We start from the raw sequence: 18,419 nt of genomic DNA, 5'->3' as shown, positions 1-18,419 counted from the left end.
AATAAAAACACACACTAGGAAAAGGTGAACAAAATGACAAATCCAACTCCGGACAACCAAGAAGCGATCGAGAAAGTACGCGATTTGATTAAGGGCATCGACACAGCCATGCTGACGACCGTCTCGGAAGAAGGGCTGGTTTCACGTCCCATGAAGACCCAGGATATCGAATTCGACGGCGACCTGTGGTTCCTGACCAAGAAAGACACTGAGAAGTTCCATGAATTGCTGCAAAACCGGCAGGTCAACGTGGCCTATGCCGGCAAGTCCTTCGTCTCCATCCGCGGTGAAGCTGAGCTGGTGAACAGCACCGAAAAGCTGAAGGAATTGTGGAACCCCGTTTACGAGCAGCTGCTGGAAACGAACTATGACGATCCGAACCTTGTGCTCATCAAGGTGCAGGCTGAAGCAGCCGAGTACTGGGATGCCGGCAACAAGTTCAAAATGGCCCGGTTCCTGTTCCGCAGACTGATGGGTAAAAGCAACGAAGGCACCAATATGAATCGAACTGTGGAATTGGATTAGGATAAAAAAACGGACGCCGGTTCTTAACCCGCGTCCGTTTTTATTTTCAGATCACAGTGCAGTGTCCGCCCGTCCCTGTCCGCATGAGCGTTCAGCCCTAAGTCTACTGCCCCTGCTTCGCCCGGTGAACCGTCAGCGTGACCCGGTTGGTCTCACACATGAAGGTAGAGAGATGCACCGGCTCATCCTTGGCGTCAAAGGCCACTTTTAAAATTCGGAACAGATTCGCCCCGATGTCGCATTCCAGCAGCTTGGCATACTCCTTGGTCGCGCCGATCACATCGATCTCTTTATCGTTGCTAACGATTTCCGTTCCGTAATCCTCGGACAGAATTTTATACGTCGATTCGTTCGTAGTAATCTTCTTCTCCAGGTCGGGAAAGCGTGTCAGCGAATAATGCGCGATGTCGTAAAACAGCGGACGGTCATTGACGTACATAAGCCGCTCCAGCTCGAGCACCGGGCTGCCCGCATCGATGCGAAGATACCTGGCCACGTCTTCGGTCGCTTCAATCACGTCGCTCCTGAGTATCCGGGAATTCGGAATCATCCCAAGCTGATGGCTGAATTCGGAGAATCCGCTTACAGACAGCAGCTCATTATGGAATTTGTTGGAGGCCACAAACGTCCCCCGCCGTGGAATCCGGGTCAGCGCCCCTTCCCGGACCAGCTCCTCGATCGCCTTGCGGATCGTAATCCGGCTCACGCTATAAATATCGCAAAGTTCGGCCTCTGTCGGGATCTGCTCATCCGGTTTGTAGCGCCCCTGCTGTATATCATTCTTCAACATTTGCCTGATCTGCATGTACAGCGGCTGAGGGGTTGAAGGATTCAAATTCATTGAACATTCATCCTTATCCATCAATGATCAAATTTGTATCTCTCTATTATACATTGATGGCTACGTCCAGTCACCATGCAGCAAAGTAGCTGATCGTCTTTGCGGCTTTATCTGCGCCCTGCTCCAAGCAGGCTGCGACCGGAAGCCCTTTCAGAATACCGTATATAAATCCGGCAATAAATGAATCACCCGCTCCCAGCGTATCGACTACCTCCACCTCCGTAATTCCGTGCTTGTAGAACCGTTCTCCATCGTAGGCCAAAGAACCGTTTTCTCCAAGCGTGGCTACGACGATTTTGGAGCCCCGGTCCTTGATCTCCCTCATGAGGCGGCGGATATGTTCGTCATCCTGTGTATAGGACAAGAACGGATAGTCCACGTATGGCGTCAGTGTCGTCACCAGCTCATGATCCAGCTTATCGGCAAAGTCGAAGGAAGTCAGCAGTCCTTTTTCCTTAAAATTATCGAAATACGAATCGGCATGGCCCCAAATCGCGGAGTGCACCAGCTGGAATGACTCCGTAAAGCGCAGATCCTCGGAGTTCAAGGCAAAATCAGCCATCACGCCTTCTTCATAATCGCCCAGCTTTCTTTCGCTGCCTACCATATCGACGTAGGTCACCGCCGTGCGGCCTTCTTGGACCGAGACCCTGGACGTATCTACGCCCTTGCCCCGAATCGCCTGAACCATAATCTCCCCATAATGGTCGTTGCCCACCCAGCCGATATAGGCTGTCTCCGCACCCAGTTCGGTCAAATAGACGGCTACGTTTACCGGATTTCCTCCAGGACAGGCTTTCCCCGAGGATCGGTAGACATCCATACAATTGTCTCCGACTGTAACGATTCGCATCTTGTCTCACCTTCCCGTGTAAGGAAGGAGCTCTGCCGGGATGGGCAGCGCTCCCCGTACGTATTAGTATTCCATCTTGCGATAGTATCGTCTCAAAGTCAGCGGATGGTTTCTTTCGCGTTCCAGATAGACGCTGATCCGGCTCAGCAACGCCCAGTTGATACTCACGGCAAAATGCTTCCGGAACTCATCGCTGATCCCTTCCATCACAAAATCTTTCGTATCGATCACCGTCAGCCGTTTGGTGACCTTCTCGGCAAATCGTTCCACACGGTCCGCCAGCGGTCTCGTTTCATCCTCACCCTTCAGCAGAATGACGCTTGTATCTTCTACGACGAGCTCCAGGGTACCGTGGAAAAACTCAGCCGCATGGATGGACTTGGCCGGAATCCACTGCATCTCTTCCAACACGCACATGGCATAGGAATAGGTGTTGCCCCACAGGTTCCCCGAGCCGACCATCATATGGTAGTTCGTATCTTTATGCTCAACGGCAAAGGCCTCGGCCCGCTTATCAAACGCTTTGACGGCATCCAGAATGGCTTGCGGCAGCAGGGCGACTTCCTTGGTGAATTGCTCATACTGAGGGAACTCGTTATTGTTATACATGAACCGGAATACGACCATGTACAGCAGCATGAAGAACGTATCGAAGGAGTGCTTCTCCGACCCGGTCGTAATGCAGTGATCGACCAGCTTCGTGATCGGCGTGTCCGGCTCGGCCACCAGGGCAAAGGTCGTTGCACCCCGCTCTTTGCAGTACTCGATCGCCTCGATCGTCTCCTTCGTCGTTCCGGATACCGAGGTGAAGATGCACACGGAATTCTTGCTGAAATGCTTGTTGTTCATCACCAGAAATTCAGCGGCGATTTCGGCGTGCACGTCGATCTTGGAGCTCGATTTCAGGATATATTCATACGGGTACATCATCGCGATGGTACCGCCCGCGCCGATCATGAAGATGTTGCTGTAGCCTTTGCTGCAGATCCCGTCGACGATGTCCTCAATCTGGCTTCGGTGAGCGAGGCCTTCCTTTTCCACCAATCTTAGAAACAGCTCTTCGTCAAAATTAAACATGTAGCGTTCCCTCCTGTGCTGGAGCGGTTGCCGCCCCTCTATTTGTTATGTCTTGTATTATAATTAGATATTACCAAACTTACAATTCTTTTTTTGCGGGCTGGGCTATCATTGGGGGGCTGCTGTCCTGGTGTCGATGGCGTCCGTATTTCTTTTCCCAATAGTAATAGACAGGCAGGCCGGTGACGATCACGATCAGCGCCGCAATCATCCCCTCGAGCGGAGCCCAGGTGAAGGTTCCCCACGCCAGCCAGGCTGCGCCCAAGATCGCCAGCACCGTTGTGATTCTCCAGAAAGGCATGCGGTAGATCGGCTTGTAGTCCTCTCTTTTCCGGCACTTATAAATCGCAGCAAAGTCCAGGATGTTAATCACCAGCTGAATCAGCGTAAAGTAACCCAGCAGTGCGGTTAAATCGCTGAAAAAGACGAGAATGCAGGCATACGTAACTTGGGCCAGAATCGAGAAGCTCGGCGTTTCGTGCTTGGGATGGACTTTCGCAAAGCGCTGAAAGAACAGCCCGTCCTTGGCCATGGCATACTCAAGACGCGGCTGGAACATGATGCAAGAGCTTAACGCGCCGAGGATGACGATAATGGCTGTGATTGCCACGAAAGACGAGGCGATGCCGGAGAACCCCGGGATGTAGCTGACCGCATCGGACACGGCGGCGCTGGAGCCCATCAGCTTGTCAAACGGCATTAAACCGGTAATGCAAACAGACAGCAGCGTGTAAAGACCAAGAACGATCAGCACCGAGCTGATGAGTGCCTTCGGCAGCACCTTCCCCGGATTCCGGATTTCCCCTGCCATAAAGCAGATTGACGCCATTCCCGTATACGCCCAGGTTGTGGCCGACACTCCGCCGATCAGGCTGCCGCTGTGCGTTCCCGCCGCAGGAGTATACGAAAAGTGATCATAATTCATATACATCAAGCCCAGCGCGATGACGATGAGGAACGGAATGATCTTGAGCAAAGTAATGATGACTTGAAAGCGGCCGCCCTCCTTTACGCTGCGGTAATGAATGGAGGTAATGAACAAAATAATGGCAATGCCCAGGAGCTTGCCCGCAATCCCGCTAAAGAACGGGAAGAAGCTTGCCAGATAAGTGACGATCGCGAGTGCCATGATCGAGATGGACGGAGGATCGAGCGCCCAGAACGTCGCCCATCCGTACAGGAAGGCAAGCGGCCGCCAACCCGCTTTGTTCAGATACACGTAACCGCTTCCATTTTCCGGGTAAGCAGTAGACAGCTCGGCCAGCACCATAACCTGCGGGATGGCAATAACGCCGCCGATAATCCAGGCCAGGATAGACATGGAAGGCAGACCCGCAGCCCTTGCCACATCCCCGGTCGAGACGAAGATTCCGGAGCCGATCGTTGTTCCCACCGCTAAGGCCAAGGCTGACCAGAAGCCCAGCTTTCTTGTAAGTGTGCCAATACTCATCGTGAGTTCCTCCCAATCCGAATGATCAGATGCCCAGTTCCCTAACTTTTTGAATGGATTGCTTAACCGTCTCGTGCGGGTTTTGATAATAACGGTGTCCCATAATCTCCAGCGTGCAGGTCCCTTGGTAGCCCCGGCTTTGAAGGTCGGTGACATACCCTCTCCAATCCAGTGTCCCGTCGTCCAGAGCCAGATGCGCATCCGAAGTTCCGTCGCCGTCGATCAGATGAAAATGACACAAGTCCAGCAGTACGGAGAAATAATCCTCCGGCGTTTCGCCGGCCAGATGCATGGCTACCGAGTCGATCATTCCCTGAAGCGCCGGGGACCTTATCTCATCCAGCAATTTCCGGATTCCCTTGACATCCGTCATCAAGTTCGACTCAAAGCGGGTCAAGGGCTCCAAAGCAAGCGTCACGCCTTCCTGCTCCGCCACCCGGGCCAGCCTGCCGATCGAATCGGCTGCGTAAGTCCATGACTGATCCTCAGACAGATGGAAGTCTCCGATCCCTGAGGTGACCAGCATCATGCTGCAGTCCAATTCCAACGCGGCGTACATATTTTCGATAAAATAATCCACGCTCTTCTGCCGCAGATCCGGGTCGGATGCCGCCAGATTGTAAGGGTACATGCACTGTTCCGGCGTATAGCAGACCACCTTCATCTGCCTGGAGCGAAGTTCCTGACGGATGCGCCTTACTTGGCTGAGGCCGCCCCGATACACATAGAAATGCGGCTCACCTGCCCACAGTTCGATGCGATCCACCCCGAGCTCCGTCATGGAATCGAGAAAGTGTTCAAAAGGAAAATGCCTGTACGTAATATTCATGCCTGCAAGATCCATCGCTTCACCCCCAAAATGATAGCGCTTTTAATTGTTATGTCTTGTATTATAATTAAGTAATACATAATGTCAACCCATTCGTTTAAAATAAAAAAATCCCGCTGTGGCACACGCCCTAGAAAGGGGGTGCTGCGGGATATTTAGAGAAAAGAACATAGCTTAGCGGTATTCATAACTTACATCCACATGACTCGACTCAGCTTGGCGGGTCAGCAGCCGCCTCCTGTTTTTGCTGTGAAATATAGTGCTCTCCCACTTTCATGATCTGCTCCAAAATGGGCTCCAAACGCTGGCCAAACTCCGTCAGCGAATATTCAACTTTTGGCGGCACGGTCAAAAATGCATTTCGCTGTACGATACCGCCTTCTTCCAACTCCCGCAGCTGTGTCGTCAGCACATGCCTGGAAACACCGGGAATTCGCCGGTGGAGCTCGCCGAAACGGCACGTTTGCTGAAGCAGCTCGTAGATAATCTTCGGTTTCCATTTCCCGTTGATCAGCTGCAGTCCCACATCTACCGGACAACCAAATGTTCCATCCTGATAAGGCATTTTTTCCTCCTGCTGGTCAGGTTTTTATGACTACGTCATCTATTTCTGCGTACTTCAATACCGGTGAAGGATCGTATAAGCTACCTGTATATTTCCATTATACGAAAAGAGGCGATCTTATGAAGCCACCAGCGCACTTCAATCCGGTCATGCGGCCGGAGGATATGAATGCAGCTTTTGCCGAGGCCTTCAACTCCGGCGATATCAACGCACTGCTTTCGTTATACGAATCAAACAGCATTTTGATAAACCCAGCCGGCGAGCTTGACCAAGGAATCGAAAAAATCCGCAGAACGCTCGAGGATTTGCTGCAGCTGCAGGGCCGCATGATGTCCAGCAACATTTACTGCATCCCATTCGAAAATATCGCTTTGCTGCGTGCCCATTTCATCCTTCATACACAGGATGGGAACGGCAATCCGGCTCAGGTGGAAGGACATACGTCCGAAGTGATAAGACGGCAAACCGACGGAAGCTGGCGGTATATCGTAGACCACCCTTCTGGCTCCGAAATTTTGGAACGAATACGATCATGCTGAGGATGTTTCGCAGGAGGTTATGCCCGCTTCACGTCGAAAACCTCTAAAGCAGCGTGCCAGCGGCCAGCAAGCGAATGTAAGCAGAATGATTAAGGAACCGAGGAACAAACAAATGACACTTCAATCGCTATTTAACGAATATTTGAACATCAAATTCAATAGAGGATTCGAGCTTGAACACACGGAAGGCTTTGAATACGGCCTTTTCGAGGATGGCAGCGCCGAATTATTTTTTGCCGGTCATGATGACGAATCGTTTGTGGAATGGGCAGACGTATTACAGCCAAAAGATCCCCGGTACACGGCTAACCCCGACTGGAGCCCGCTGCTCTCGGGTTACTTTCCGGACCTCGATGTCTACGATGAGCAGATCCTCTATTTTCTCCTGTATACGATCAATTCGACGACGTCCATTGCAAGGCCCCATCCTTACCGTGCAATGAATGATTTCATGAAACATTACTGCTTTTTTCAATTGGGACAGTTGACAGATGCGGCCCGGTTGAATGATGTGCAGAAAGAGCAGCTAAGGGACTTTTTCTTCTTTTTCTACCTTTATGCCCACCCGGTTAACGAGGAAACCCTGTACGGCTTTTCTTTCTGCGGCCGGGATTTGGTTCATACGAAAACAGGTATCCGCGTAGAGCACTATTTTTCCTTATACCACGATTACTACTGCGACAAGCACGATAAGTATAAGGATCGATGGCTAATCACTCCTCACGAAATTCAGGCCGGTAAACACCTCACGCTGGAGCTGCTAAGATCGATTGAGGGTAAATCATCCAGGCTGCTTATGCCTCCGGAAGAAGGTTTCGAGACCGTACTGCGGCTGATCAATGACGTGGATGAGCTGCTCCGGATGCACTCGGAACATCAAACAACATTTTTCGATTTGCTGAGAGACGCTCTTTTGGATGCCGGAACCAACCCGTATCGAGAATACGGCTTCCGCATGCTGCTTCAGAATTATGTCTGTTATATCCTTTATTTTCAGTTTGATGACATTCATGATATGGTCGATCATCTCAAAGACACCCCGTTAGCGTGCGAAAAAATCGTCAACATGCTCTTTGCGGACGCTATTTTTATTCAGAAAATCATGCGGCAGCACCGGATCGATATCGCCGAGTATCAGGGCGTAACCGGATTTTTTGGAGAAGAAACCCGGGAGATGTATGTTTAAGGAATCCCTTTTCCATTAAAAATTACCCATATTTTGACAGGTTGTCTTCTTTCTTCCTCTGGAATACACTCTTTTTTGAAAACGCATTCATGGAATCATGCCCCGTGATTTCGTACCGTCATTGATTTTACGTAAATCAAAAAAAGGAGATGTATCGTGTGAAGAAAATGAGATGGACCATCAAGTTACTGCTAGCCCTATTGCTCGTAGTCCCGATGCTCATGAACAGCCACCCCGCGGATGCCTGGAACGGAATGCCCATGTCCAAGCTCCATGTGAGCGGCAACCAGCTGGTGAACAGCAGCGGGCAGCCCGTCCTGTTAAGCGGTTGGCATCAGCCCTCGGGCTCCTATTGGACCTACCAGTCCAGCAGCTACTATCTGGACCGGAACGGAGGGAACCGGCATGCGGCAATTCTGGACTATTTGAAGGATATCACCGATACCTTTACCGGTACCTCGGCCAAGTACGGCAGCAGCCACGGCTGGTATATGAATCAGGTTCGTCTGTTTATCGACCGGGAGGATATGGGCGACGTAGCCGCCGGGACGTATAATTTTGCCGGTTTGCAGAGCGTAACGCAGGACGTCATCATTCCGTATATTGCCTATGCCAAGACAAAGGGCCTGTATGTCACGCTGGGTCTCGATTTTACCCTTTCAAACAACCAGGCAACCACCCCATCCAATCTGAACAAGTTCAATGAAATCTGGGGTTACCTTGCCTCCCAACCGGCGATCAAGAGCGCGGACAACGTGATGTTCGAACTGATCAATGAACCGGTCCTGTCCGATGTCAACGGGCAATGGGGCGGAAATCCCTCTCAACCCAATTTCGCTGAATACTGGAACTCCCTTAAAAAATTTCAAAACTCCCTCATATCCACGATACGCAGTAAAGGTGCTGACAACGTGATATGGGCCGCGGGGCTTGGCTGGGATCAATACTACCAGCTCTGTGCATCCAGTCCGCTGACGGATCCCTTGAACAATGTCGGGTATTCCGTTCACTGGTACCCAGGGTACGGCGCCCATGACGATTATGCGACTCTGCAGCAGCAGTGGGATACGAATATTAAGCCCTGCGCCGATCATTATCCCATCAACATTACAGAGACCACCTGGTTCAAGACACAACCCGGGGATTCTTCCTACTGGGAGCTGTTCAACGGGTCTAATGAAGGTTTCGGGAAAAACACGAAGGCTATTTTCACAGCGGCTGGCAATGTCAGCATGACCGCGCATATGAACGGATTTTTGCTGGAGCCCGGCACAAGAAGTTCTTTCGCCGATCCGACCGCAGGCCTCAAACATGACGGCAATACCGCACGGGACGGCATGGCCCGCTTCCTCTTCGAATGGTATTACGAACGCGCGCAGTTGAACCCTTGGAACGGTATATGGAACGGAGTCCTGTCCGGCTCGACGTATAAGATCGTGAACCGCGCATCGGGTAAAGCGATTGACGTACCGGGCGGTCAGAATACCAACGGGCTGCAGCTTCAGCAGTGGTCAGACAACAATGCAACAGCCCAGCAATGGGTGGCCGATGATCTGGGGACTTACAACAACGTGTACAGGCTGCGAAGCGTCAGCTCGGCCGACCAAAAAGTCATGGATATCCGAAACGGAACGAAGAACAACGGCGAAGCAGTCCAACTCATGCAGGACTTGGGAAATACCGCACAGCAGTTCAGATTGATCAAACTGAGCAACGGTTACTGGAGCATCCTCAATGTGAACAGCAACAAGGCCGTCGAAGTTGCCGGATCCTCCTCAGCGGATGGAGCGAAGCTTCAGCAAAATCTCTACCGGGGCGATCTGAACCAGCAATGGCAGCTGGTGAAAATCAATTAGTGCCTGATACCGAATATCCTGATGATGTTTCACTAAAAAACGAGCGCGAGCCTTCATAGGCCCAACGCTCGTTTTTTAGATCCCCGGGACGCTGAGTCATCTGGGGCAATCTTCTCCTCATTCCGAACAGGAACACCTCCAATCACGCAAATTCATATACTTCTCGCCCCACTCATCCAATTGATCCAATATCAATTTCAGCGACTTTCCCAGCTCGCTCAGTTCGTAGACTACTTTCGGTGGAACCTGATTGTAAGACGTTCTCGTTACGATGCCGTCTTCCTCCAGCTCCTTGAGCTGCTGGATCAGCATTTTTTGCGTAATCTCAGGAATTGCCTTTTTTTAATTCGCTCGTTCTTTGCGGTCCGTCCCCACAGTTCAAATGGCATAAAATCAATAGCTTCCATTTTCCCCCGATCACTTGAAGCGTCGCCTCTGCGGGGATGTTAAACGTCCGTGTGGTCTGCATTTCCATGGGATTATCACCCTCCTGTCGATTCCGATGAACGATTACTTTCCGGTGAGTATATCACTTTAAAGTGTCTATATCACAAAAAAGTAAGTACTTCCCATTTATCACAGCATACCTGATAATTTTACCGTACTTCATATTGAAATTTGAGAGAGAGGGAAGGTGACATCGATGAAAATTTTGACGGTTGTGTCGCATCCGCGGGTGAACTCCTTAACCTTTTCCGTGACAGAGAGATTTATCCAGGGACTTGCCGACGCCGGGCACGAAACCGAGGTGCTGGATCTGCATCGCAGCGGCTTTAATCCCGTGTTGTGGGAAGCCGACAAGCCGGATTGGTCTTCGGATTACAAAGTCTATTCGCCTGAGGTGGGAGCGGAGATCGCACGAATGAAACGGCATGACGCGCTCGCCTTGATTTTCCCGATATGGTGGTACGGCCTGCCGGCCATGCTGAAAGGATATATCGACCGGGTATGGAACAACGGATATGCTTACGGCGCAAGTCACCTGCATCATCAACAAGTGCTGTGGCTTGGTCTGGCGGGAGCTCCGAAAGAACACTTCGAGAAAAGGCAGTACGATACATTGCTCTCCCAGCTTCTAAACGTCGGTATAGCCGATTACTGCGGAATCACGAACAGCCGGGTTGAGATCCTATACGATACGCTGGATTCCAGGCCGGAAGTTTTCGATAACCTCCTGACGCGAGCTCATCATTTGGGACGGCATTACGACAACGTTTCAGAAGCTGTGAATTAATCGGGAAGCGCTGCGGAAATCCGGGTCCGGCTCGAAATGAAAATGTACTGCCTTTGCCTTGGTGGTATGGCCTGCAGTGCCGTGTCCAAGCTCATCCTCTATGAATACGTTGTAGGAATTTCATTAGAGAGGTGAGAGCATGATTCAACTAAGCGGGATCGTAGGCGGAAAAACGCCGGTCAAAGTAGGGCCGCGGAAAACACTGCTGCTGCAGCAAATCGTCATTCGGGTGAAAAAGGGAAGGAAATTGGTATTAAATAACCTTAATTTTTTGTTCAATAATGAAGCCTTTGCGATTAAAATCGAGGCCCAGCCGTCTCCGGGAAAGTTTGTTGCCCGAGGCGGTGCCGGGGATTTAACGCCAAACAAAGTGTTATTTAACAACAACACCGGCGAAGATCAAATCATTTTCCTCTTGGTCAGCGCCGTGAATACTTCGAGAACCTCCACGGAGCTCAGCCGCTCGGACAGCTGGCGTATGACTCTCAAGCGGTGATTATTCAGGTTGCGGGGGAGAGACGAAGTACCGTATCAAAAGACAGAATTTAGCTCTTTTCGGCAATTAGCCGGAAGGGGCTTTTACTTGTTTCAAGAGGTTTCCCTCTTAGATACGCGCTTCAAGTTATTTTAACTTTAATTAAGTAAGCTGATCCATAATAGATGACTATATCCAAGTGAGTTGACTTCTTACATTCGGTAAGTGACCTTGATACAATATCGTTGAGGCATCAATGGAAATCCAGGGGTGTTCTAATTAGACGATATTCGGAGGGACGGAGATGATCACAAGCATTTTGCGGTTTCAATTCAAAGATGGCGTCAATGAAGCGGAAATACAGAGGGTCCTTTCGATTATCGAGCGTACAGCCAAGGCGGAATCAGTCGCGTTTTATTCCCTTGGGCGCTATTTCGGTGATCCTCAGGAGGGATTCACGCATGCATATTGTGTCAGCATCCCTGACTTGGCGTCGCTCGACCGGTATTTTCGTGAGCCTGCCCATCGCGAAGGGGATTTTCAGTTCATCCCTTTATTGTCCAAACTGTCCCAAATGACGGTGTTGAATGATCCGGACCCAGATATTTTGGCAAAAATCGCCGCTTGCCGGAACGCTGCGGTTGACCCGGAATGGATGGCGTTGTTTGACCGGATCGGCCTAACATGACCATTCCTTACAGCCTCCCGGCTTTCTTTAGTATCAGTTCTATACACGCGGACTCGAGGCAACCGCCTCATTTCGTGAAGTACTTAGAGAGCATCCTTAGCCGTACGGATCATCATCCATACGGCTATATTGGTGCTTATTCTATTTCGATATATGAGTTACTTCCAGATCTCTTCCGCGATTTCTTTGATGAAAGCAAGCTTGCGCCATTGCTGCTCCTCGGTCAGGTGGTTGCCTTCTTCCGTAGAGGCGAAGCCGCATTGCGGGCTCAGGCAAATCCGGTTCAGGTCGACGTACTGTGTCGCTTCCTCGATCCGTTTCAGGATGTCCTCTTTATTTTCCAGCTCACCGAATTTAGAAGAGAACAGGCCCAGCACGACCTGCTGATTGTCCTTCAGGAAGCGAAGCGGCTTGAAATCGCCTGCCCGCTCGGTATCGAACTCCAGATAGTAGCCGGAGTAGTTATCGATACCCAGGAGCGTTTGCGCGATCGGCTCGTAGCCTCCTCCAACTCCGGCGTAAGTCGATACATAATTACCGCGGCATACATGCGTGGTGACGACGAGGTCATCCGGAAGACCGGATACCACTTCCTCATTCAATCTTGCAAATTCATTCGCATATTCTGCCACGTTGACGCCGGCCTGCTTCATAAACGCCATAAACTGTTCGTCGCAAAGCGCTCCCCACGTGCAATCGTCGATTTGGAGGCTGCGGCAGCCGGCTTCATAGAGTGCAAGGATCGCTGCTTTGTAGGCTTTGGCAATATCCGTAACAAGCTCTTCCCGATTCGGATAGATGGCTTGCGTGCTCTCCTGATTTTCTGCCCGGTCCAGCTCGAACAGGAACTGCGCGGCCGCAGGAATGGATTGACGCGCAACGACGTCTTCGCCAGCAACCTCTTTTAAAAACGCATAATGCGATACAAACGGATGGCTGCTGTAACCCACTTTACCAGTCAGGCGGGCGGTTTCGGGTCTGGACTGTGCACCGTTAAATTGGTAGCCTTGATCAACAATGGTCCGCTCTACACCATCCAAGCCCCAGAAGAAGTCCAGATGCCACCAAGAACGGCGGAATTCGCCGTCGGTGACCGCTTGAAGCCCTACTTCCTTTTGCTTCTGCACGAGCTTGATGATCTCGGCGCTCTCTACTTCTCTCAGCTGCTCAGCGGTGATTTCACCGTTCTGGAATTGGGCTCTGGCTTCTTTCAACGCTTGGGGGCGCAAAAAGCTGCCGACGATATCATATCGAAACGGAGTAACGGTTCGTTTTGTAGGTTTGGTTTGTGTGCTCATCGGCTAATCTCCTCGGAAAATAATATTAAAATCACTATAGCATAACCCCTTGGGTATAACGTTCTACTAAAAGGTTATAGCCTGTTATAGCTATTAACTATAGCTGATTTTCTTTTTACAGGATGCCTCTGTGCTTGCCCTATTAGGTGTTTTTCCTTCATTGTAAAAAACTTCAAGTTCCCGTATTCTTAATCTTGTTACAAGCTTTTTGCATCATGCACGTAGGAACGGAGACTTTGACCGCCATGAAATCATCCTTCTTAACCCGGCCTTTCTATTTCCTGTGGACCACCCAGACGGCGGCAAACGCCGCGGATGTGCTCTACATTATGGCGCTTACGGTGCTGGTATTAAACCAGACCGAATCACTCATATCGGCGGCGTTTATGCCGCTGATGCGCAGCGGCGCCCAAATGCTGAGCGGCCTGATCGCGCCGCTGCTGTTGAACCGCTTCAAACTTCCATCCCTGCTGCTCCTCTCGCAGACGGGCCAGTTTCTGCTGTTCGTAGGCTTGGCCGTTTACCTGCAGCTTACCGGAAAGGACGCTGTGTTTGTTCTGGTGTTTGCGCTGGTCTTCGCCATGTCTTTCCTGGACGGGTGGACGGTTCCCGCCCGCAACGCGCTTGTTCCGCGGCTCGTCGCACATGAGCAGGGCCTGCTCAAGGCCAACAGCTTGATCAGCGTCAGCGATCAGGTGGTACAGTTTGCCGGCTGGGGGCTCAGCGGCGTTATTGTCGCCTTGCTTGGACCCAGTCCAACACTGCTGGTGACGGCCGTCGTCTACGGGCTGGCAGCGGCTTTTACACTAGGCGTCAAGGAGCCGGCGGAAGCCCATCTTGAACAGCAGCCGACCGACGCAGCGCCTGACGACAGCTTAGCAGCGGCTCCAGCTTCCAGATGGCACACCTTGACCGAGGGCTGGAAAATCATCTGGCAAATGCCGCGCCTGCGGCTGCTGACCTTCATGGACATCATCGACATGCTGGGCGGTTCGGTATGGGTCGGTGCTTTTACGCTGGCCTTCGTTCAGACTGCGCTTGGCCAAGGCGAAGAGTGGTGGGGCTTCATTAATGCGGCGTATTTTGCGGGGACGGTTGGCGGCGGACTGCTGGTTCTGGCCATTTCCCGCGCCATCGGCAGCAGCCTTCTGGTCGCCATGCTGATCGGCATGGCGGGGTATGGCATCCTCACCGCCATATACGCCCTCAACACCCAGCCCTTTATCGCGCTCATTCTCGTCCTGCTGATGGGCCCATTCGCCGAGCTCTCGGTGATCAACCGCCGCACCTTGATTCAGCGCAGCGTTGACAAAGGGGTGCTGCCGAAAGTGCTGTCCGCCCAAGCCTCCTTGCTGAATCTGGTGTTCTGTATTTCGCTGCTCGTTATGGCTGCCCTTGCCGAATGGCTCGGCATTGTGAACCTATACTTGTTAGCAGCAGTCCTAACCTTGCTGGCGCTGGGAGTCGGCCTGATCGGCCGCCAGGCTTTCCGTAACGAATCTGCTCCCGGCGCACGAATGTAAATTCCGCTAAAAAACCACTCCATGATCTGGAGTGGTTTCTGTCTTTTATATGCTGATGGAACGGTATCGTCCAAACCGCTGAGATACAGTTCATATCCTCGGGTGTTTTTTTCACGCTTGAATGATGATATTATTCCTTAGGCATTTCGTTGAAGAAAGCGACATCCTTCATCGGCAGTCTTAATGTCGGGTGTCCAGGATTTGCCGCCTTGCCGATGGCGATAAGCATAATAGGAGCGTATCTCTCTGGAATATCGAACGCTTCTGCAAATTTAGCATGATCAAAGCCGCCCATCGGAACCGTATCATATCCTTTGGCACGGGCGACAAGCATAAGCTGCATGGATACCAATCCACCGTCAATAGATATTTTCTGGAGAACAGTCTCTGAAGGCATGCTCGCGAACATCGTTTGATAGCGTTCCACAAAGGATTGAGCAGTGTCTGCAGGCATGTAACCCGCATCAACCGCCATTCCGTAAATCTTCTCGGCCAGTTTGTAGCCCTCCAGATCTCCGAGTACCGCAATGACAGCCGAAGCTTCGATCACTTGCTGCTGATTGAAGGCAATCGGATACAGTTTTTGCTTCAGCTCCTGCGAATCGATGACGAGGAATCGCCACGGCTGCAGATTGGCGGCTGAAGGAGCCAGCGCAGCTTGCTGCAGGATTTCGTTCATTTCCTCCCGCGAAATTTTCACTTCGGGATCATAGCTGCGGACGGACCGCCGTTCCTGAATAACGTTGAAAAATGGCTGCTGCTCCACGGTTTGTGACAATTGTGAAACGGACATGTTTCTCTCCTCCTAGTAATTACTGTGCTCAATACAGGCACAGTATATCTTAAAATAAAATGCAGTCGGGCCACCAACTGCAACTTACATGAACACAGTATATAACGTTTCGGCTCACATTGCAATCCGGTAATTATTATTGCATCAAATCGGCTAACGTATGCTGCTTGAGCAATTCGATCGTCTGATTCTGCACTTCTCCCATAATCGCTTCAAGCTTTTGTTGGCCCGAAGCGCATTGCTCCTGAACCTCTTGTTCGCAGCAATCCGATTTTACAGCCAAATATATATCCGCCAGCGTAATTTGATCCGGACGGCGCTTTAGATAGTAGCCCCCGTTCCGTCCTTCTCTCGCTTCGACCATTCCGCTATGCGTGAGCTGCGCCAATACTCTGCGGAGGAATGTGGCATGTGATTGGACATCGCAGGCTATGGCCGCGCTGGAAAGCATTCCTTCGCATTTGGCAAGCAAGATCAGGGCATGTACGGCAGTGGCGAAACGCGGCGGACCAATCTGGACGCTCCGGTTAGATATCATTTAAATCCCTCCTGTTTACAGTGTATCGCAATCTCACAACATGTGTCTGTATCAGCAATACTTTCTTTTATCATATCAGTTCTTTCCTCAAACATAAAACTCGCGATGAACGGAGTGGATGTTTGCGGGATAAAGCAGGCATCATGTTGATGTGTTTGGGTATCCCATTGTCGGTGCTCCCCCAAACTTTTGGTTTGTGAGCAAGCTTCACGCCCCCGCCTATAACGGCAAGCTTAAAGGCCATCCTTTTAAGGGATGGCCTTTGTGATATCGCTTGTTTAACTGCCGTCCTGGTATTTGCCCTGGCACCTACATTCAAATGGATGCTCGCGGCCAGGTGGACCGGGCTTCATATGACTGTCAGGCTGGTACGACATCCGGCCCTTACTTCGACTCGATGCGGCCCAGCGGGTGGGAACCCTCTTCCAGAGCCGCGCAGGCTGCCGCCCAGCTGGAATCTTCGATGCCAAGCGCGCTGCGAAGGTAAGCCCATGTGACCCGCTGGAGCAGGGCGACCCGTTCGGGATTCTCGTCCGTCGTCTCCGTGACGTTGTATCCGGGAATTCCGCCCAGCGAATGTTCTCCCCCGAAAAGGGTGAGCAGGCTCTTGCTGCCCGGGCTCAGGAAGTACGGGTCGGCGAACCAGTCCGGCCCCCGTGTGGACAGCCGGGACTGATCCTGATCCCCCGCGACCACGAGGGTCGGCGTATTCATGTCCGCGAAGCTCGGATTCATGAAGGGGAAGTGCTCGGCCGCGAATGGGCTTAAGTCGGCTCCGCCCTTGCCCGTCGTGGCAAGCAGCAATCCCGCCTGAATCCGCGGGTCGGACATGTCCTCTCCCGGCTTACCGTCGGCGTCAAGGACACGGGCGCCGAGCAGCGTGCTCACCGTCTGGCCTCCCCAGGAGTGTCCGGCTGCGGCAATGCGGCTCCGATCAAGGCGTCCGCTGAGGCCGGGAACCCCAGCTTCAATGAGATCAAGCTGGTCGAGAATGCGCTTCAGGTCATCGACCCGAATGCGCCAGATCAGCGGTGTTCGGGAATCTTCAGGTGGAAGATTCAGCGTTCTCGAGTCAAGGTGGGTAGGTTGAATAACCACGAAGCCGTGTGCGGCCCAAAAGTCCACCAAGGGAGCATAGGCGTCCATCGACGAGCCAAAGCCATGGGAGAAAACAATAATGGGCAGGTCATGCCCCGCTGCGGGCGCAGACACTCGCACTTGCAGATCCTCACCCCGTTCCGGCGCGGGCAATACTACCGGTTTTACCGAGATGATCGGAGTAGATGTATTAACGTTGATTTCCATAATTAAAGTTCCTTTCGTTGAGAGAGATTGGGGGGTGGTTGGGATCAACCACTAGAAGCTGCATTACCACGGGAGTGGGCCGTCCTCGTTCGAAAACGTGCCTGTCGGACCGTTCTCATCGAGGAGCGCCAGACGCACGGGTTCGCGTGCCCCCTGTTCGACGGTGCGCGTTCCCGCGAAGTTGTTGAGGTCCGTCCCGGTAAAGCCCGGGCATGCTGCGTTGACCTTGATGCCTGCCGACTCGAGTTCGATGGCGAAAGCAAGCGTCACGGCATTGAGGGCGGTCTTCGACGGGCTGTACACGGCACCGAACATCGGGCGATGCGGATTGGCCGGGTCGGCGTTGAGCGCCAACGACCCCGCTTCGCTGGATACGTTGACGATGCGTGCCGCCGGCGCCTCACGCAGGAGCGGCAGCATCGCTTGGGTGACCGCGATAACGCCAAACACGTTCGTCTCGAACACCGCGCGTACCTCGTCAAGAGAAGCGACGCTGGGCCGGCACGATTCCGCGATCTCCTCAAGCGGCCGGTCCGGATTGCCCGCATGCGAGATGCCGGCATTGTTCACGAGCACGTCGAGTCGGCCGAGCTCTCGGCGGATATGCTCTGCCGCGGCGTCGACGGAGGCCTGATTCGTGACGTCGAGCTGGAGGGCGCGTGCGTCTGCTCCTACACTTTTGGCTGCCTCCTCCCCATTCTTAAGGCTGCGCGACCCGACGAGTACGGTGAAGCCGTGTGCAGCGAGATCTTTGGCAATTTGATGGCCGATTCCTTTGTTGGCCCCGGTAACCAGGGCGACGGGTTTATGCTGCATCTAAAAAAATCTCCTTTCGTGCATTGAA

General features: G+C 52.2%; 19 protein-coding genes and 1 pseudogene. 8 read left to right on the top strand and 12 right to left on the bottom strand.

Going from position 1 to position 18,419, the window contains the following annotated elements; genetic code table 11:
• The first annotated feature begins 33 nt into the window (after positions 1–33).
• Entirely contained in the window at positions 34–525 is a 492-nt protein-coding gene (locus tag BCV73_RS29765) for a pyridoxamine 5'-phosphate oxidase family protein (RefSeq protein ID WP_089549529.1), read from the top strand.
• 103 nt (positions 526–628) lie between these two features.
• Here the strand turns inward: BCV73_RS29765 and BCV73_RS29760 are convergent, their stop codons facing one another.
• From BCV73_RS29760 to BCV73_RS29735, 6 genes are all read right to left on the bottom strand, one after another.
• Positions 629–1,366, bottom strand: coding sequence for a GntR family transcriptional regulator (locus BCV73_RS29760; protein WP_076172305.1), 738 nt, complete (start codon positions 1,364–1,366; stop codon positions 629–631).
• A 70-nt stretch (positions 1,367–1,436) separates the two neighbouring features.
• Complete coding sequence (gene frlD / locus BCV73_RS29755; protein WP_089549528.1) at positions 1,437–2,219, bottom strand: fructoselysine 6-kinase; 783 nt, start codon at positions 2,217–2,219, stop codon at positions 1,437–1,439.
• A 63-nt stretch (positions 2,220–2,282) separates the two neighbouring features.
• On the bottom strand, positions 2,283–3,296 hold the full coding sequence (locus BCV73_RS29750) for an SIS domain-containing protein (protein WP_089549527.1): 1,014 nt from the start codon (positions 3,294–3,296) through the stop codon (positions 2,283–2,285).
• Positions 3,297–3,375: 79 nt separating this feature from the next.
• On the bottom strand, positions 3,376–4,746 hold the full coding sequence (locus tag BCV73_RS29745; RefSeq protein WP_089549526.1) for an amino acid permease: 1,371 nt from the start codon (positions 4,744–4,746) through the stop codon (positions 3,376–3,378).
• Positions 4,747–4,771: 25 nt separating this feature from the next.
• A complete protein-coding gene (locus tag BCV73_RS29740) occupies positions 4,772–5,590 on the bottom strand; it encodes a TIM barrel protein (RefSeq protein WP_089549525.1) in 819 nt (272 codons plus the stop codon).
• A gap of 196 nt (positions 5,591–5,786) precedes the next feature.
• A complete protein-coding gene (locus BCV73_RS29735; protein WP_089549524.1) occupies positions 5,787–6,140 on the bottom strand; it encodes a winged helix-turn-helix transcriptional regulator in 354 nt (117 codons plus the stop codon).
• A 119-nt stretch (positions 6,141–6,259) separates the two neighbouring features.
• Between BCV73_RS29735 and BCV73_RS29730 the strand changes: the two genes are divergently transcribed.
• From BCV73_RS29730 to BCV73_RS29720, 3 genes are all read left to right on the top strand, one after another.
• Entirely contained in the window at positions 6,260–6,679 is a 420-nt protein-coding gene (locus tag BCV73_RS29730) for a YybH family protein (protein WP_089549523.1), read from the top strand.
• A 112-nt stretch (positions 6,680–6,791) separates the two neighbouring features.
• A complete protein-coding gene (locus BCV73_RS29725; RefSeq protein WP_089550457.1) occupies positions 6,792–7,865 on the top strand; it encodes a hypothetical protein in 1,074 nt (357 codons plus the stop codon).
• Positions 7,866–8,014: 149 nt separating this feature from the next.
• Complete coding sequence (locus BCV73_RS29720; protein ID WP_256993038.1) at positions 8,015–9,721, top strand: RICIN domain-containing protein; 1,707 nt, start codon at positions 8,015–8,017, stop codon at positions 9,719–9,721.
• A gap of 117 nt (positions 9,722–9,838) precedes the next feature.
• Here BCV73_RS29720 and BCV73_RS29715 read toward each other — a convergent pair.
• Positions 9,839–10,196, bottom strand: a pseudogene (locus BCV73_RS29715) (winged helix-turn-helix transcriptional regulator).
• 168 nt (positions 10,197–10,364) lie between these two features.
• Here BCV73_RS29715 and BCV73_RS29710 point away from each other — a divergent pair.
• The 3 genes from BCV73_RS29710 to BCV73_RS29700 all read left to right on the top strand — a co-directional run bounded on the left by BCV73_RS29710 (position 10,365) and on the right by BCV73_RS29700 (position 12,118).
• On the top strand, positions 10,365–10,955 hold the full coding sequence (locus BCV73_RS29710; protein WP_089549521.1) for an NAD(P)H oxidoreductase: 591 nt from the start codon (positions 10,365–10,367) through the stop codon (positions 10,953–10,955).
• Positions 10,956–11,094: 139 nt separating this feature from the next.
• On the top strand, positions 11,095–11,451 hold the full coding sequence (locus BCV73_RS29705) for a hypothetical protein (protein WP_076172322.1): 357 nt from the start codon (positions 11,095–11,097) through the stop codon (positions 11,449–11,451).
• A 283-nt stretch (positions 11,452–11,734) separates the two neighbouring features.
• Positions 11,735–12,118, top strand: a complete 384-nt coding sequence (locus BCV73_RS29700) for a Dabb family protein (RefSeq protein ID WP_076172354.1) — start codon at positions 11,735–11,737, stop codon at positions 12,116–12,118.
• 158 nt (positions 12,119–12,276) lie between these two features.
• Here BCV73_RS29700 and BCV73_RS29695 read toward each other — a convergent pair whose 3' ends face one another.
• Complete coding sequence (locus tag BCV73_RS29695; RefSeq protein ID WP_076172357.1) at positions 12,277–13,416, bottom strand: 5-methyltetrahydropteroyltriglutamate--homocysteine S-methyltransferase; 1,140 nt, start codon at positions 13,414–13,416, stop codon at positions 12,277–12,279.
• 245 nt (positions 13,417–13,661) lie between these two features.
• On the opposite strand from BCV73_RS29695, the gene BCV73_RS29690 reads away from it, so the two are divergent.
• Entirely contained in the window at positions 13,662–14,939 is a 1,278-nt protein-coding gene (locus tag BCV73_RS29690) for an MFS transporter (RefSeq protein ID WP_089549520.1), read from the top strand.
• Positions 14,940–15,069: 130 nt separating this feature from the next.
• Here BCV73_RS29690 and BCV73_RS29685 read toward each other — a convergent pair whose 3' ends face one another.
• From BCV73_RS29685 to BCV73_RS29670, 4 genes are all read right to left on the bottom strand, one after another.
• Positions 15,070–15,732, bottom strand: coding sequence for a nitroreductase family protein (locus BCV73_RS29685; RefSeq protein WP_089549519.1), 663 nt, complete (start codon positions 15,730–15,732; stop codon positions 15,070–15,072).
• A gap of 136 nt (positions 15,733–15,868) precedes the next feature.
• The gene (locus BCV73_RS29680; protein ID WP_076172363.1) at positions 15,869–16,270 is read right to left on the bottom strand and encodes an RrF2 family transcriptional regulator; all 402 of its coding nucleotides are present in this window, start codon (positions 16,268–16,270) and stop codon (positions 15,869–15,871) included.
• Between the two features lie 384 nt (positions 16,271–16,654).
• Entirely contained in the window at positions 16,655–17,575 is a 921-nt protein-coding gene (locus tag BCV73_RS29675; protein WP_089549518.1) for an alpha/beta hydrolase family protein, read from the bottom strand.
• A gap of 63 nt (positions 17,576–17,638) precedes the next feature.
• Positions 17,639–18,391 (bottom strand): SDR family oxidoreductase, encoded by a 753-nt coding sequence (locus tag BCV73_RS29670; RefSeq protein ID WP_089549517.1) that lies wholly within the window; start codon positions 18,389–18,391, stop codon positions 17,639–17,641.
• Positions 18,392–18,419: the final 28 nt, after the last annotated feature.

This window comes from Paenibacillus sp. SSG-1, assembly GCF_002224835.1.
Classification (GTDB): Bacteria; Bacillota; Bacilli; order Paenibacillales; family Paenibacillaceae; genus Paenibacillus_AQ; species Paenibacillus_AQ favisporus.
The sequence above is the reverse complement of the archived record's forward strand: the minus strand, read 5'-3'. Positions and strand labels throughout refer to the sequence as shown.

What these genes read in the sequence shown, in the direction of transcription:
- BCV73_RS29675 (WP_089549518.1), bottom strand. Translation starts at nt 17,575, where the DNA reads ATGGAAATCAACGTTAATACATCTACTCCGATCATCTCGGTAAAACCG.
- BCV73_RS29750 (WP_089549527.1), bottom strand. Translation starts at nt 3,296, where the DNA reads ATGTTTAATTTTGACGAAGAGCTGTTTCTAAGATTGGTGGAAAAGGAA.
- BCV73_RS29685 (WP_089549519.1), bottom strand. Translation starts at nt 15,732, where the DNA reads ATGTCCGTTTCACAATTGTCACAAACCGTGGAGCAGCAGCCATTTTTC.
- BCV73_RS29705 (WP_076172322.1), top strand. Translation starts at nt 11,095, where the DNA reads ATGATTCAACTAAGCGGGATCGTAGGCGGAAAAACGCCGGTCAAAGTA.
- frlD (WP_089549528.1), bottom strand. Translation starts at nt 2,219, where the DNA reads ATGCGAATCGTTACAGTCGGAGACAATTGTATGGATGTCTACCGATCC.
- BCV73_RS29710 (WP_089549521.1), top strand. Translation starts at nt 10,365, where the DNA reads ATGAAAATTTTGACGGTTGTGTCGCATCCGCGGGTGAACTCCTTAACC.
- BCV73_RS29765 (WP_089549529.1), top strand. Translation starts at nt 34, where the DNA reads ATGACAAATCCAACTCCGGACAACCAAGAAGCGATCGAGAAAGTACGC.
- BCV73_RS29720 (WP_256993038.1), top strand. Translation starts at nt 8,015, where the DNA reads ATGTATCGTGTGAAGAAAATGAGATGGACCATCAAGTTACTGCTAGCC.
- BCV73_RS29725 (WP_089550457.1), top strand. Translation starts at nt 6,792, where the DNA reads ATGACACTTCAATCGCTATTTAACGAATATTTGAACATCAAATTCAAT.
- BCV73_RS29700 (WP_076172354.1), top strand. Translation starts at nt 11,735, where the DNA reads ATGATCACAAGCATTTTGCGGTTTCAATTCAAAGATGGCGTCAATGAA.
- BCV73_RS29670 (WP_089549517.1), bottom strand. Translation starts at nt 18,391, where the DNA reads ATGCAGCATAAACCCGTCGCCCTGGTTACCGGGGCCAACAAAGGAATC.
- BCV73_RS29680 (WP_076172363.1), bottom strand. Translation starts at nt 16,270, where the DNA reads ATGATATCTAACCGGAGCGTCCAGATTGGTCCGCCGCGTTTCGCCACT.
- BCV73_RS29735 (WP_089549524.1), bottom strand. Translation starts at nt 6,140, where the DNA reads ATGCCTTATCAGGATGGAACATTTGGTTGTCCGGTAGATGTGGGACTG.
- BCV73_RS29730 (WP_089549523.1), top strand. Translation starts at nt 6,260, where the DNA reads ATGAAGCCACCAGCGCACTTCAATCCGGTCATGCGGCCGGAGGATATG.
- BCV73_RS29745 (WP_089549526.1), bottom strand. Translation starts at nt 4,746, where the DNA reads ATGAGTATTGGCACACTTACAAGAAAGCTGGGCTTCTGGTCAGCCTTG.
- BCV73_RS29760 (WP_076172305.1), bottom strand. Translation starts at nt 1,366, where the DNA reads ATGAATTTGAATCCTTCAACCCCTCAGCCGCTGTACATGCAGATCAGG.
- BCV73_RS29690 (WP_089549520.1), top strand. Translation starts at nt 13,662, where the DNA reads ATGAAATCATCCTTCTTAACCCGGCCTTTCTATTTCCTGTGGACCACC.
- BCV73_RS29695 (WP_076172357.1), bottom strand. Translation starts at nt 13,416, where the DNA reads ATGAGCACACAAACCAAACCTACAAAACGAACCGTTACTCCGTTTCGA.
- BCV73_RS29740 (WP_089549525.1), bottom strand. Translation starts at nt 5,590, where the DNA reads ATGGATCTTGCAGGCATGAATATTACGTACAGGCATTTTCCTTTTGAA.